This window comes from Actinomadura sp. WMMA1423 (assembly GCF_006547145.1).
GTDB lineage: Bacteria > Actinomycetota > Actinomycetes > Streptosporangiales > Streptosporangiaceae > Spirillospora.
Genome location: NZ_CP041244.1, coordinates 5,044,200 through 5,056,912, shown reverse-complemented (window position 1 = coordinate 5,056,912; position 12,713 = coordinate 5,044,200). Strand labels below are relative to the sequence as shown.

The 12,713-nt window shown below is 73.1% G+C and carries 11 protein-coding genes and 1 pseudogene; 6 read left to right on the top strand and 6 right to left on the bottom strand.

The window, feature by feature from the left end; all coding sequences use genetic code 11:
• Window positions 1–27 precede the first annotated feature (27 nt).
• The 3 genes from FKD65_RS23370 (at window position 28) to FKD65_RS23360 (ending at window position 4,480) form a co-directional block, all read left to right on the top strand.
• Window positions 28–567 carry a SigE family RNA polymerase sigma factor gene (locus tag FKD65_RS23370; protein WP_205718229.1) on the top strand — a complete coding sequence of 180 codons (540 nt, stop codon included), beginning with the start codon at window positions 28–30 and terminating at the stop codon, window positions 565–567.
• 495 nt (window positions 568–1,062) lie between these two features.
• Window positions 1,063–2,673: a long-chain fatty acid--CoA ligase gene (locus FKD65_RS23365; RefSeq protein ID WP_240809560.1), complete on the top strand. Its 1,611-nt coding sequence runs from the start codon at window positions 1,063–1,065 to the stop codon at window positions 2,671–2,673.
• 202 nt (window positions 2,674–2,875) lie between these two features.
• Window positions 2,876–4,480 carry an RNA polymerase sigma factor gene (locus FKD65_RS23360; protein WP_141579508.1) on the top strand — a complete coding sequence of 535 codons (1,605 nt, stop codon included), beginning with the start codon at window positions 2,876–2,878 and terminating at the stop codon, window positions 4,478–4,480.
• Between the two features lie 4 nt (window positions 4,481–4,484).
• Here FKD65_RS23360 and FKD65_RS23355 read toward each other — a convergent pair whose 3' ends face one another.
• Entirely contained in the window at window positions 4,485–5,249 is a 765-nt protein-coding gene (locus FKD65_RS23355; RefSeq protein ID WP_141579507.1) for a MerR family transcriptional regulator, read from the bottom strand.
• An 89-nt stretch (window positions 5,250–5,338) separates the two neighbouring features.
• Here FKD65_RS23355 and FKD65_RS23350 point away from each other — a divergent pair, with 89 nt between their 5' ends.
• The 3 genes from FKD65_RS23350 to FKD65_RS23340 all read left to right on the top strand — a co-directional run bounded on the left by FKD65_RS23350 (window position 5,339) and on the right by FKD65_RS23340 (window position 8,095).
• On the top strand, window positions 5,339–6,319 hold the full coding sequence (locus FKD65_RS23350; RefSeq protein WP_141579506.1) for an adenylate/guanylate cyclase domain-containing protein: 981 nt from the start codon (window positions 5,339–5,341) through the stop codon (window positions 6,317–6,319).
• Window positions 6,320–6,418: 99 nt separating this feature from the next.
• Entirely contained in the window at window positions 6,419–7,633 is a 1,215-nt protein-coding gene (locus FKD65_RS23345) for an alanine racemase (protein ID WP_141579505.1), read from the top strand.
• Window positions 7,634–7,711: 78 nt separating this feature from the next.
• The gene (locus FKD65_RS23340) at window positions 7,712–8,095 is read left to right on the top strand and encodes a RidA family protein (protein WP_141579504.1); all 384 of its coding nucleotides are present in this window, start codon (window positions 7,712–7,714) and stop codon (window positions 8,093–8,095) included.
• Between the two features lie 30 nt (window positions 8,096–8,125).
• On the opposite strand, the gene FKD65_RS23335 is transcribed toward FKD65_RS23340, so the two are convergent.
• The 5 genes and pseudogenes from FKD65_RS23335 to FKD65_RS23315 all read right to left on the bottom strand — a co-directional run bounded on the left by FKD65_RS23335 (window position 8,126) and on the right by FKD65_RS23315 (window position 12,550).
• Window positions 8,126–8,557 (bottom strand): DUF6069 family protein, encoded by a 432-nt coding sequence (locus tag FKD65_RS23335; protein WP_141579503.1) that lies wholly within the window; start codon window positions 8,555–8,557, stop codon window positions 8,126–8,128.
• A 58-nt stretch (window positions 8,558–8,615) separates the two neighbouring features.
• Window positions 8,616–9,554 (bottom strand): annotated as a pseudogene (locus tag FKD65_RS23330) (sigma-70 family RNA polymerase sigma factor); the annotation flags it as partial.
• Between the two features lie 10 nt (window positions 9,555–9,564).
• On the bottom strand, window positions 9,565–9,948 hold the full coding sequence (locus FKD65_RS23325) for an SgcJ/EcaC family oxidoreductase (RefSeq protein WP_141579501.1): 384 nt from the start codon (window positions 9,946–9,948) through the stop codon (window positions 9,565–9,567).
• 122 nt (window positions 9,949–10,070) lie between these two features.
• The gene (locus FKD65_RS23320) at window positions 10,071–10,436 is read right to left on the bottom strand and encodes an MmcQ/YjbR family DNA-binding protein (RefSeq protein ID WP_240809559.1); all 366 of its coding nucleotides are present in this window, start codon (window positions 10,434–10,436) and stop codon (window positions 10,071–10,073) included.
• 32 nt (window positions 10,437–10,468) lie between these two features.
• On the bottom strand, window positions 10,469–12,550 hold the full coding sequence (locus FKD65_RS23315) for a peptidoglycan recognition protein (RefSeq protein WP_141579500.1): 2,082 nt from the start codon (window positions 12,548–12,550) through the stop codon (window positions 10,469–10,471).
• Window positions 12,551–12,713 lie beyond the last annotated feature (163 nt).

Below are 12,713 nucleotides of genomic sequence, written 5' to 3'. Positions count from 1 at the left end.
TCTAGTAGGACCGTAATGACGCCGGGCATGCGATCGTCGTTGTACCGGGAGTCGGCGCGGCTCCCCAGCCCCTGGTCCGGTGGTGGTGTGAACGCGACGCGGCACGAGGAGTTCCGCGCGTACGTGGCGGAACGCGGCCCCGTGCTGCTCAGGCAGGCCGCCCAGCTCACCAGCGACCGCACCGAGGCCGAGGACCTCCTCCAGGCCGCTCTCGCCAAGACCTATCTCGCCTGGGACCGCATCGAGGACCGCTCCGCCCTGGACGGCTACGTCCGCCGCGCCATGGTCAACACCCAGATCTCCTGGTGGCGCCGCCGCAAGCTGGAGGTCTACCCCACCGACCAGCTCCCCGACCGCCCCGTCGCCGACCACACCGACCGCAGCGAGATGCACGACGCCCTGGGCCGCGCCCTACGCCGCCTCCCCGAACGCCAGCGCCTGGCCGTGATGCTCCGCTACTACGAGGACATGTCCGAACGCGAGATCGCCGAAGTCCTGGGCGTCAGCGTAGGCACCGTGAAGTCCACGGTCTCCAGAGCAATGGCCCGCCTACGGGAGCTGTACTGACCCAGGGGGGCGACCCCCTGGAACCCGCTGTGTCTGCCCAGGGGGGGCGACCCCCTGGAACCCCCGTTGCGACGCAGGCGATCCTCACGCCGGCGTTGCGGTCTGTTGTGCCCGTGACGGCGTGTGTGGCGTCGCTGCGGTCGCCTGCGTCGGCGGGCATGCGCGTTGCGCTCGCTGCACTCGCTCCACGCGCCTGCCCGCGACGCCGGTCGGGCTTTGGTCCAAGAGGGTTGATTTGTCCCCATCCGGCGCTCTTGGATGGGGACAAATCGACCCACTCTTGGAGGGGGTAGCCGACCCCCGGCGCGGGTCGGGCGGCCGGAAGGCGCTCTGGCGCCTGGAGGCCGCACGACCCGTCGAGCCGGGCGACCGCAGCGACACGACAACAACCCGCACGGGCAGGGAAACCCGCACCGTGGCGTGAGGATCGCCCGGCTCGTGACGGGGTTCCAGGGGTCGCCCCCTGGGAGAAAGGCGCATGCCGTGTGGAGCACGATGCAGGACTTTCCGCTGACCATTACGACGATCATGCGCTACGGGGCCGGGGTCTTCGGGGACGCCTCGGTCTCCACGTGGACGGGGGACGGGACGCGGCGGCGCACGTACGGCGAGGTGGGTGAGCGCGCCGCGCGGCTGGCGGGGGCGCTGCGGGGGCTCGGAGTGGACGGGGACCAGCGGGTCGCCACGTTCATGTGGAACAACACCGAGCACCTTGAGGCGTACCTGGCGGTGCCGTCGATGGGCGCGGTGCTGCACACGCTCAACCTGCGGCTGTTCCCCGACCAGCTCGTCTACATCGCCAACCACGCCGAGGACCGGGTCGTCATCACCGACGGGTCGCTGATCCCGCTGCTCGCGCCGGTGCTGGCGCGGCTGGAGACCGTCCGGCACGTGGTCGTCGTCGGGGAGGGCGACACCGCGCCGCTGGAGGGCGCGGGCAAGGAGCTGCACGACTACGAGGAGCTGCTCGCGGCGGCGCCGGCGGCGTTCGAGTGGCCGGAGATCGACGAGCGGTCCGCCGCCGCGATGTGCTACACGAGCGGGACGACCGGCAACCCGAAGGGCGTCGTGTACTCGCACCGGTCCGCGTACCTGCACTCGATGTCGACCTGCACGGGGAACGCGATGGGGCTGAGCGCGTCCGACGTCGTCCTGCCGGTGGTGCCGATGTTCCACGCGAACGCCTGGGGGCTGCCCTACGCTGCGGTCATGGCGGGCGCGCCGCTGGTCATGCCGGACCGCTTCCTGCAGGCGGAGCCGCTCGTCCGGCTCATCGAGGCCGAACGTCCGACCATCGCGGGCGCGGTGCCGACGATCTGGTCGGACGTCCTGCGCCACGCGAAGGAGCACGGCTCGGACCTGACCTCGCTGCGGCTCGTGCCGTGCGGCGGGTCGGCGGTCCCCGAGTCGCTGATGCGCGGGTTCGAGGACATCGGCGTGCGGATCGTGCAGGCGTGGGGGATGACGGAGACCTCGCCGGTCGCCTCGGTCGCGCATCCGCCGGCCGGGGCCGCGGACGAGGACGCGTGGCGGGCGCGCGTCAGCCAGGGCCGGGTCCTCGCCGGGCTGGAGATGCGGATCGTGGGGGACGGCGACGTGGTGCTGCCGAACGACGGGGAGGCCGTCGGGGAGGTGGAGATCCGCGGGCCGTGGATCACCGGGGCCTACCACCTGGACGAGGACCCCGCGAAGTTCCACGACGGCTGGCTGCGCACGGGCGATGTGGGGACGCTGTCCCCGGACGGTTACCTCGTCCTCACCGACCGGGCCAAGGACGTCATCAAGTCGGGCGGCGAGTGGATCTCGTCGGTGGAGCTGGAGAACCACCTCATGGCGCATCCGGACGTCGTCGAGGCGGCCGTGGTCGGTGTGCCCGACGACCGGTGGCAGGAGCGTCCGCTCGCGTCCGTCGTGCTGCGCGAGGGCGCCGAGACCACGGCGGCGGAGCTGCGGGAATTCCTCGCCGGAAGGGTGGCGAAATGGCAGGTTCCGGAGCGCTGGACTTTCATCACCGAGGTCCCGAAGACGAGCGTGGGGAAGTTCGATAAAAAGGTGCTCCGGCGGCGCTACGCGGACGGCGATCTGGAGGTGCGGCACGCCGATTGATTCCGCTCCGCTCACACGGCTCCGGTGTCGGCTGAGTGAACGTCTGGTCACTTAGAGGCGTGCCCACTCACCCGGCGTCACGGTGCGCTTCTTTTCGCCGGTTCAACTGGTGCGATCGGGCCCGGGGGTGTATGCAAGGTGGGCCGAATGTCCGGATGGCCCCCATGGGGGTAACTCCCACCCGCCGCTGCCGGGAGCGTGAATGCCCAGGTTGTCCACCTCTGCCCACGCAGCCGACCGCAAGCTGGTCAAGGGGCTGAACGAGGGCGACGAGGCTGCCCTGGCCGCGCTCTACGACGAGTACGGCGAGCGCCTGTACGACTACGTGCTGTCGATGTCGGGGGACGGGAAGGCCGCCGCCGACATCGTCCACGACGCGTTCATCGACGCCTGCCGCCGCGCTCCCCGGATGCGCGACCACCTGTACCTGAGCTCCTGGCTCTACGGCGCGGCACGGCGCCGCTGCATCCGCCGCGGCCGCCCGAAGGTGCTGTTCTTCGACCGGGACGCCGAGTTCTCCGACGCGCCGTTCCTGGACCGTGCCGACACCGCCGATCCGGCACCCGTCCGGCCGTCCTCGGACGAGCTGCACGGCCTGCTCCGCGCCTGCCTGGCCCGGCTGGAGCCCGTCGACCAGGAGGTGATGCTCCTGGCATACCGGCACGACCTGCGCCCGGTCCGCCTCGGGGCGGCGCTCGGCCTGTCGGGGCGGCGGGCCGCCGCGCGGGTGCGCAGGGCGCGCGTCCTGCTCGACGCGGCGCTGCGGAGGGAGATCGAACGCGCGCGGCGGGACTGCGCCGCCGCCGCGCGCGCGACCGAGGAGTCCCGGTCCGCGGCGATCCCGGTGCTGGCCGCGCGTGCCCCGGCCCGTCCCGTGGGGGACCCGCCGGAGGAGCCGGGCGCCCGGGGGCTGCGGCGTTTCCTGCGCCGCCGGGGCGAGGAGTTCCCGGCCGACCCCGCGACCGACCTGCACGCCGCCGGCTGCGACGACTGCCGCGCCCGGGCCGGGGTGACGGCGGCCGCGCTGCTGCGGCGGGCGCCCGCGCCGGTGCTGCCCGCGGCGCTGCGGCACCGCGTCATGCACACCGCGACCGACCCCGAGTTGGCGGGCTACCGCGCCGACATCGCCGCCCGCGGCGGGGCGCTGACCCCCTCCGGCCTGCCGAGCCAGCCGGACGTGTCGTCGCCGTACACGCGCCGGTGGCTGTTCACCGGCGGCGGCATGGTGGGCGCGCTCGCGGCCGCCGTCGTGGCCGCGCTCGTCATGGGGCCCGGCATCGGCGGCGGCCCGCTGTCGTGGCCGCCGTTCCGCACGCATCCGGCGCCGTCGATCACGCAGGAGAGGCCCGGCGGCCAGGGGAACGGCAAGGGGGGTCCCGAAGGTCCCGGCGGGGGCGCGCAGGCCCGTCCCGGCCAGCCGCCGCCCGACCCGCAGACCCATGAGAAGAACCGGGAGAAGCCGGAGGATCCGGTCCAGCCGTCGCAGCCGCCGCCGGCGACGGAGTCGCCGAAGCCGCCCGGCGTCCTCGTGGTGAGCCCGGCCAAGGTCGAGATGTACGGGACGAAGACCGCGCAGGTCAGCCTGAAGGCGAAGAGCGGGCCGGTGTCCTGGACGGCGATGACGTCGTCGAACCAGCTGATCCTGTCGTCGATGCAGGGCGGCATGCCCGAGGACGGCACGACGCACCTGACACTGACGCTCCGCACGGCGCTCGTCGGCCTGCCCGGGCAGGGCACGCTCACCTTCACCGACTCCGAGGGCGCGGCGCACCAGGTCAAGGTCGTGTGGGGCGCGACGCTCCTGTAGCGGCTCAGGCGCCCGGGGCGTCCCCGAAGTGGTCCCTGATCATTTCGAGGTGGTCGCCGAGCGCCGCCTGGACGCGGGTCTCCATCGCCCGCGCGATGAACGGGTCGACGACCATCTTCACCAGCGGCCGCATCCGCCGGACCACCTCGGCGATCTCGCCGACCTCGTCGCCGTCCGGGACGGGCTGGCGCTCCAGCCGCGTGAACACGTGCTCCTGGACGAGGTTCACGAACCGCCCCGCGATCACGTCGCAGTCGGCGCGGATCTGCGCCGCGATGTCGAGGACGGACTCCAGCGGGATCCCGGCCGCGACGAGCTCGGCGCCGACGTGCAGCAGCCGCGGGCTCGGGACCCGGTACTTCTCGCCGTCCGGCTCGATCAGGCCGAGCTCGATCGTCCGCCGCATGGTCCGCTCGAGCCGCTCCTCGTCCAGGCCGGCGCCGAACCTCTCGACGAGCTCCTCGTAGGTCGCGGTGCCCGGGATCTCGTCCGACCACGGGTCGGTGAGGACCTTCTCCAGCCCGAGCACCTCGGCGACGTCCTTGCCGGTCTCCCAGGCCCCCAGCAGGTCCTTGATGATCGCGAAGGTGTAGCCGCGGCCCAGCAGCTTGCCGATCAGCCGCAGCCGCGCCAGGTGCGTGTCGTCGTACATGCCGACACGGCCCTCGAGGCGGGGCGGCGGCAGCAGCCCGCGGTCCTGGTAGGCGCGGATGTTGCGCACCGTGCTGCCCGCCAGCCGCGCCAGCTCGTCGATTCGGTACTCGGCCATGCCCCGTCCGCCGGCTCGTCTCGTCGTGACCGCCGTGATCTTACTCCCGTCCCATTGTTACACCGATCGATGGCACATAGGGTTGCGCCATGGCGGACGACATCGAGGAGACCCTCCTCGGCGGCCCCCTGCGCTACACGCGCCGGGAGGTCGAGACCCGGGCGGGCGTCTCGGACGACTTCGCGCGCCGCATCTGGCAGGCGCTCGGCTTCCCCGTCCCGCCGGACGACGAGGTCGCCTTCACCGACGGCGACGTGGCCGCGCTCCAGGAGATCTGCGAGGTCCTGTCCCACGAGCTGGTGGACGAGGAGACGGTGCTCCAGCTCGTCCGCGCCGTCGGCCAGACGATGGGGCGGCTCGCGAGCTGGCTCGGCGACGTGTGGCTCCAGCGCCTGAGCGCCATGCCCTCCGACGAGCCGGTGACCGCCGACCTGGTCACCGCCGCCCTCGCCGCCACCGAGGAGCTGCGGCCCTCGTTCGAGCGCTTGCTGCTGCACGGCTGGCGCCGCCAGCTCGCCGCCGCCGGCCTGCGCGCCGCCGCGTCCACCGCCACGGCGCGGGCCGACCCCGCCGCCGGCGTCGCGCTCCTCGCGGTCGGGTTCGCCGACATCGTGTCGTTCACCCGGCTGAGCCGCCGCCTCGACGGCGAGGCCCTCGCCGGGTTCGTCGAGCGGTTCGAGTGGTCCGTCACGCACATCGTCGCCGAGTGCGGCGGCCGCGTGGTCAAGACGCTCGGCGACGAGGTCCTGTTCGTCGCGCCCGCCGCCGGCGCCGCCGCGGAGATCGGGTTGCGCGTCGCGGAGCGGTTCGACGAGGACCCCGACTTCCCGAAGGTCCGGGTGGGCCTCGCCTACGGCGAGGTCATCCAGCGGTTGGGCGACGTGTTCGGCACGCCCGTCAACATGGCCGCGCGCCTGACGTCCACCGCCTACCCGGGGACGGTCCTGGCCGACGCGGGCCTGGCCTCCGCGCTGCCGTCCGGCCCCTTCGACGCCTCGGGCCTGCGTCCCCGGCCGCTGCAGGGCCTGGGCCGCGTGCGGCCGTACCTGCTGCGCCGCCCCAAGGCGTAGGCGACCGCCCCTCGGGCGGACGCCAATGTACGATCCCCTGGTCCGCGGGGGACGGTGCCGGACCGAACCGGCGCCTCCCGGGCAGGAGGGGGACCGGCCGTGAGCCTCACCATTCCCGGCGAGCACGTCGACTGGCGGACCAAGGGCCTCTGGCTGCCCGGCCCGCCCGTCCCGCTGGAGGAGTTCGCCGCCGCCCGCCACCCCCTGTTCGGCGGCCCGTTCACCTGGCCGGTCATGGTGGCGCGGCGCTCGGCGCTGGAGCACAACATCGCGGCGCTCGCCGCGTTCTGCCGGGAGCACGGGCTCGCGTTCGCGCCGCACGGCAAGACGTCCATGGCGCCGTCGCTGTTCCAGGCCCAGCTCGACGCGGGCGCCTGGGGCATCACCGCCGCGACCGCCAACCAGGTGCTCGCGTACCGGACGTTCGGGGTCCCGCGCATTCTGCTGGCCAACGAGCTGCTCGACCCGACCGCGCTGCGCTGGCTCGGCGCCGAGGTCGACCGCGGCATGGACCTCCTGCTGTACGCCGACTCCGCGGAGGGCGTCGCGGCGATCTCGGCGGCGGCAGGGCGGCGCCCCTTCCGGGTGCTCGTCGAACTCGGTCACGAACGCGGCCGGACCGGCTGCCGCACCGCCCGGGAGCTCGCCGCCGTCGCCCGAGCCGTCGCGGACGCGCCCGGGACCGAGCTCGCCGGCGTCGCCGGGTACGAGGGCGGGCTGCCGGACGTCGCGTCCGCCGGCGCCTACCTCGGGGCGCTGCGCGACGCGACCGCCGAGCTGTCCCCGCTGCTGCCCCGCGAGGTGATCGTCACGGCAGGGGGCAGCGGCTACTTCGACCTGGTCGCCGACCGGCTCGCGGGCGACTGGCTGCCCGGCCACGACCTCACCGCGGTGCTGCGCAGCGGTGCCTACATCTCCCACGACCACGGCATCTACACCGAGCGGACCCCGTTCAACCGCGTCCCCGGCTCGCTGGACGCCGCGCTGGAGATCTGGGCGCAGGTCACGTCCGTCCCCGAACCCGGCCTCGCGATCGTCGGGATGGGCAGGCGGGAGGCCCCCTACGACGCGGGCCTGCCCGTCCCGCTGCGAATGCGCGGGGCGGACGGGACGACCCTCCCCGCGGACGGCATGCGCGTCACCGACATCAACGACCACCACGCCTATGTCGCCACGGGGGACGCGTCCCCGCGTCCCGGGGACCTGGTCTGCTTCGGCATCTCCCACCCGTGCACGGCCTTCGACAAATGGCAGGTCGTCCCCGTCGTGGACGACGACTACACGGTCATCGACGTGATCCGCACGTACTTCTGAGCCCCGCCGGTCTGGAACCCTTGAAGACCGCGCGGCCACACCGCCAGAGAAGCGGCGCCCCCCGACAAGGAGACGGACATGAGCAAGCGTGAACTTCGCAGTGCGGAATCCGCCCCGCCCATCGGCGCCTACTCCCAGGCGCTCGTGGTCGGCGACTTCGTCTACACGTCCGGTATGGGGCCGCTCGACCCGAAGACCGGTGAGGTCGTCGGCACGGACGTCGCCGCGCAGACCCGCCAGGTCCTCGCGAACCTGGCCGCGATCCTGAGCGAGCACGGGCTCGGCCTGGACGACGTCGTGAAGTCGACCGTCCACCTTCAGGACCTCCACCGCGACTTCGCCGCCTACGACGAGGTCTACCGGGAGCACTTCACCGAGCCCTACCCGGTGCGCACCACCGTGGGCTCCGACCTGATGAACATCCTCGTCGAGATCGACTTCGTCGCCTACAGGCAGAGCTGAGCGCGGGTCGGCGGGACCGTCCTCGACCGGTCAGGCTTCGGCGGCGGAGAGGCGGCGGGCGAACATCGGAATGATGATCGCCGCCGCCAGGACGTGTGCGGCGCACAGCATCAGCTTCGTGGACAGGGCCGTCGCGCCCGCGCCGACCGGCGTCGTGAACGACAGGACGGTCAGCGCGACCGCCGCCCACACGAACGTCCGCGACGGGTTCTTCGCGAACCGTGCGAGGAGCATCGCGAGGATCGTCCCCCAGAACGTGCAGATGACCGTGCCCATCGCGAACATGCCCACCATGACCGGGTCGGTGGTGTCGGCGCCGATGCTCCCGGCCTCCATCGGGATCCCCGCCGCGCGGGCGGCCAGGCCGAACAGCTCGGTCGCGACGGATCCCGCCAGCGCCGCGGCGACCCCGGTCAGCCAGATCGGGCGGTGGGCACTGGTGATCGTCTGCGTGATGTCCATGACGTTCTCCTCTCAGGGCTTCTGAGCGGAGGTCGAAGCCGCGGCGCGGAAATCGACATCAGCCGCCGAAGATCTCCGGAAGACCGAAGGCCGCGAAGACCCGGGCGTCCTGGAAGACGACGTTGCGCGCCACGCCCTCCGGCGTCACGGTGAAGACCTGGAGGGTGTGGAGCCGATAAGCGCCTTCCGAGAGGTGGTAGGCGGCCAGGGCCGGCTGGCCGCCCGCGCGCGTCCGCGCCATCCGCCAGTGCGCGCCGCGCATCGCGAACACCCGCGCCATGAAGCGCCCGTAGTCGCGCCGCCCCCGGTACCAGAGCGGAACGGGCGGCATCTCCAGGACGGCGTCGTCGGTCAGCAGCGCCACCAGGCCGTCGACGTCGCCCGCCTCGAACGACCTCACGTAACGGTCCAGGACGGCGCCGACCGCCGCGTCGTCCGGTTCGGCGATCTCCTCCTCCGCCGCGACGCCCGACATTCCCGCCCGGGCGCGCTGCAAGGCGCTGTTCACGGCGGCCGGGGTCGTCTCCAGCAGCTCCGCCGCCTCGGCCGCGCTGAACTCCAGGACGTCCCGCAGGATGAGCACGGCCCGCTGCCGGGGCGGCAGCGCCTGCATCGCCGCGACCAGCGCCAACCGCAGGCTGCCGCGCCGCACGACGCGCGCCGCCGGGTCGTCGAGCAGCGCGTCGGGGAACGGCTGGAGCCACGGCACCTCCGGCGCCGGGACCAGCGCCGCGTCCGGGTCGTCGCTCGGCGCGCCGAGCCCGGACGGGAGCGGGCGCCGGGCCCGCCCCCGCAGCGCCGTCAGGCACACGTTCGTCGCGATCCTGTAGAGCCAGGTGCGGACGGACGCCAAGCGCGGCTCGTAGCGGTCCTGGGCCCGCCACGCGCGCAGCATCGTCTCCTGGACGAGGTCCTCCGCCTCATGGACCGAACCCACCATCCGGTAGCAGTGCACCAAGAGCTCGCGCCGGTAGGAATCGAGATCCTCGTCCATGGCGGGCCTCCGGTCAGCGAGTGGGCGCGTTGGCGTAGGCGGACACGAGCCACCGCCCGTCCCGCCGCGACAGTACCCAGGTGGCGAGCCGCTCGTGCTCGGGCGGGACCTCCTGCTCCCCCGCCATGACGATGCCCGCCCTGCTGACGATGATCGCGGTGTCCCCTTGGACGCGGACGACCTGCGGCTCGTCCACCGCCCGGGAGCCCTTGAGCGGCCCGTCGAACGCGGCGGCCATGTAGTCGCGCACCGCGCCGCGGCCCTGGTGGAACACGCCGGGCATCACCACGGTCGCGTCGTCGGTGTAGAGGCCGGCGAAGGCGTCGGCGTCGCCGTCGGCCCACGCCTCGTACAGCCGCCCCAGCACTTCGCGGACGGCCGTCTCGCTGCTGTTCATCGCGTGAGTCCCTTCTCGGACCGGATCGGTCGAGGTGTGTACCGCGAGGACCCCGCCGATTCATCGCTCCGGTGCGAGAAAGTTCCCGGACCCGGCCGCGTGCCCTCGCGAGGGGCGCGCCGTCAGGGCTTCAGGGCCTCCCGCTGGGCGCGGGTGAGCCCCGCGACCACGAGATCGTAGGAGTGGTCGACCAGCTCCAGCACCTCCTCGTCGGGCACCGAGCCGTCGAGGACGACGGTGTTCCAGTGCCGCTTGTTGAGGTGGTAGCCCGGCGTGATCGCGGCGTGGCGGGCGCGGAGCTCCTCCGCCAGGCCGGGATCGCACTTGAGGCTGACGCTCGGCGGCGACGCGCCCAGCGGCACCAGCGCGAACATCCGTCCGGCGACCTTGAAGACGGCGACCTCGTCGCCGAACGGATACTCCTCCACGGCGCCCGGCTCGGCCAGGCACTCCGCGATCACGCGATCGCGCCGCGCACCTTCGCTCACGCCCGCCACTCTAGGCCGGGCGCCCCCGGATCTCAGCGGAGGTAGACGAGGCCGTCGATGCCGACCATGGGACGGCCCGAGGTGCCCGCGACGACGATCTTGATGGTGTGCCTGCCGCTGCTGCTCCAGGTGCGCGTCCACATCAGCTGGCGGTAGGCCGTGGACGACGCCCGGGTGTCCAGCGTGCCGATCTTGACGCCGTCCACGTAGACGTACACCGCGCCGAGGTTGGAGGCGCGCTTGAAGATCAGGCCCGCGGTGCGGCCGGTGAACGTCCAGCTCGCGCTCGCGCCCCGGTACTTGCTGTAGAGGCCGCGCCCGCCCAGGTAGTACTTGGTCGTGCTGAGGCCCCACGTGCCGGTGCGGCGCGCGGAGCCCTCGGACAGCCCGCCGGTGTAGCGGCTCAGGCTGGAGGTGCCGGTGTTGCCCGCCGCGTCCGCGGCGGCCAGCGTCCAGGTCTGGGTCGTGCCCGGCTTGGAGACCGCGGCCCACTGCGTCGTGGTCGTGGAGAACGTCTTCGCCGCGGGGGAGGTGGCCTTCAGCGAGCTGAGAAGCGCGTTGTCACCGGCCTTCCAGCTGAGCGTCACGGGCCACGCGCCGCTGTTGACCGTCCCCTTGCGCAGCGAGAGCGCCTGGGACGAGATGACCGGAGGCGTCATGTCCGCGACGACCGTGAAGACGGGGGACGCCGAGGTCGTCCCGTCGGAGTAGGCGGCGTGCAGCTGGACCGAGTGCGTGCCCGGCGCGAGCGTCATCGTCGCCGAGGTGGCCCCGGCCCCCGGCGTCGCGGCCGTCGCGCCGTCCACGCTGACGGTGTAGGCCGCGCCTTCCGCGGGCGTCCAGTTCAGGGTGGCCGTGCTCTTGGTGTAGTAGCGGCCGCCCGCCGCCTTCGCGCCGGTCACCGTGGCCTCCAGTGCCGGGACGGTGATCTGCTTGGCGGCCGTCCGGATGGCGGGGAGCGCGGCGTAGAGCTGCGCGCCGGGGCACGCGGTCGCGAACCCGTCGCGATGCCCGGAGATCGTGTTGAAGTCGACCTGCTGTCCGTAGGGGTACTTGCCGTCGGTGACGTTCGAGGTCAGCGTCGTCTTCGCCGTGGGGTCGACCCCGGTCAGGCCCAGCTTCCACGCCGCGATCTTCGCGGTGCCGTCCAGCGCGGCCTTGGTGGGCGCGACGCCGGGAACGTCCGGGTCGTTCGCCGCCGTGTACGTGCCGAGGACGGCGACACCGGTGGAGTCGGTGTTGAACCCGTAGGTGTGGGCGCCGTGGACGGGACGGTCGGCGCCCCCGGCCCGCCCCTCGAAGATCGTGCCGCACTTGTCGACGAGGAAGTTGTAGCCGATGTCGTTCCAGCCCTGGCTCTTCACGTGGTACAGGAACACCGACCGGATCACCGACGCCGACTCGGAGCAGGAGTACTCGTTGCCCGTGTCGGTGTGGTGGACGAACGCGGCCTTGACCGAGGCGTCGTACTCCGGCGGCTCCTTGACGAGGGACTCGTCCGCGCCCCACCCGGACCGCGGCACGATGGCGGGCTTCGGCGCGGTGACGGGCCCGGCGAGGGGCGTGGTCGCCGCCACGAGCTTCATCCCGGTACCGCCCGCCGGTCCCGCCGCTCGCGGCGTCGGGGCGGGGGCAGGGGCTTCGGGGTCGACCAGATCGACGCGCAGGCCCTCCGGCAGGGTGCGCCCCTGCCCGGTCACGCGCACGTCGACGCCGTCGGACGGGCCGACCCACAGCCCGTTCGTCCCGCCGCGACCTCCCTGTTCAGGAGCATCGGCCGTCTCCGGCTCCAGGGCGTGCCACCCCGACCAGCGGCCCGTCTTCGCGTCCCGGGTGCGGACCCGGACGGTTCCCCGGAGTTCCTCGCGCGGCCTGTCCCAGGTGACGCCGACGAGGCTGAACGGATCCGTCTGCGCGGCGGGCAGCCCCTTGACCTTCCGGCCGGCGGGGGCCGCGGTGGCGATGTCCGCCAGCGGGCGGGCGTGGACCCGTCCCGAGCCCGGCCGGGTGGCGGACGCCGTCGTCGCCGTCGACGACGACGAGACCGTCCAGACCACCGTCCCCGCCACCGCCACGGCGGCGGCCGAAGTCACGATCACTGTGCGCTTGAGCATGCTTCCCCGTCCAAAGACCCGGCCCAGATGATCTTTCAGCGCCGGGGTCGTCCAGAACGTCACACCTTGCCCGACTTGTCTCATCGGCAGCTCAGGCACCCCCCGGAAGGGGACCTGGAGGCGATGCACGCCTGAGGCAATCACCTGCCCAAACGTGCGCCAA

What these genes read in the sequence shown, in the direction of transcription:
- FKD65_RS23360 (WP_141579508.1), top strand. Translation starts at nt 2,876, where the DNA reads ATGCCCAGGTTGTCCACCTCTGCCCACGCAGCCGACCGCAAGCTGGTC.
- FKD65_RS23315 (WP_141579500.1), bottom strand. Translation starts at nt 12,550, where the DNA reads ATGCTCAAGCGCACAGTGATCGTGACTTCGGCCGCCGCCGTGGCGGTG.
- FKD65_RS23335 (WP_141579503.1), bottom strand. Translation starts at nt 8,557, where the DNA reads ATGGACATCACGCAGACGATCACCAGTGCCCACCGCCCGATCTGGCTG.
- FKD65_RS23355 (WP_141579507.1), bottom strand. Translation starts at nt 5,249, where the DNA reads ATGGCCGAGTACCGAATCGACGAGCTGGCGCGGCTGGCGGGCAGCACG.
- FKD65_RS23365 (WP_240809560.1), top strand. Translation starts at nt 1,063, where the DNA reads ATGCAGGACTTTCCGCTGACCATTACGACGATCATGCGCTACGGGGCC.
- FKD65_RS23370 (WP_205718229.1), top strand. Translation starts at nt 28, where the DNA reads ATGCGATCGTCGTTGTACCGGGAGTCGGCGCGGCTCCCCAGCCCCTGG.
- FKD65_RS23325 (WP_141579501.1), bottom strand. Translation starts at nt 9,948, where the DNA reads ATGAACAGCAGCGAGACGGCCGTCCGCGAAGTGCTGGGGCGGCTGTAC.
- FKD65_RS23350 (WP_141579506.1), top strand. Translation starts at nt 5,339, where the DNA reads ATGGCGGACGACATCGAGGAGACCCTCCTCGGCGGCCCCCTGCGCTAC.
- FKD65_RS23340 (WP_141579504.1), top strand. Translation starts at nt 7,712, where the DNA reads ATGAGCAAGCGTGAACTTCGCAGTGCGGAATCCGCCCCGCCCATCGGC.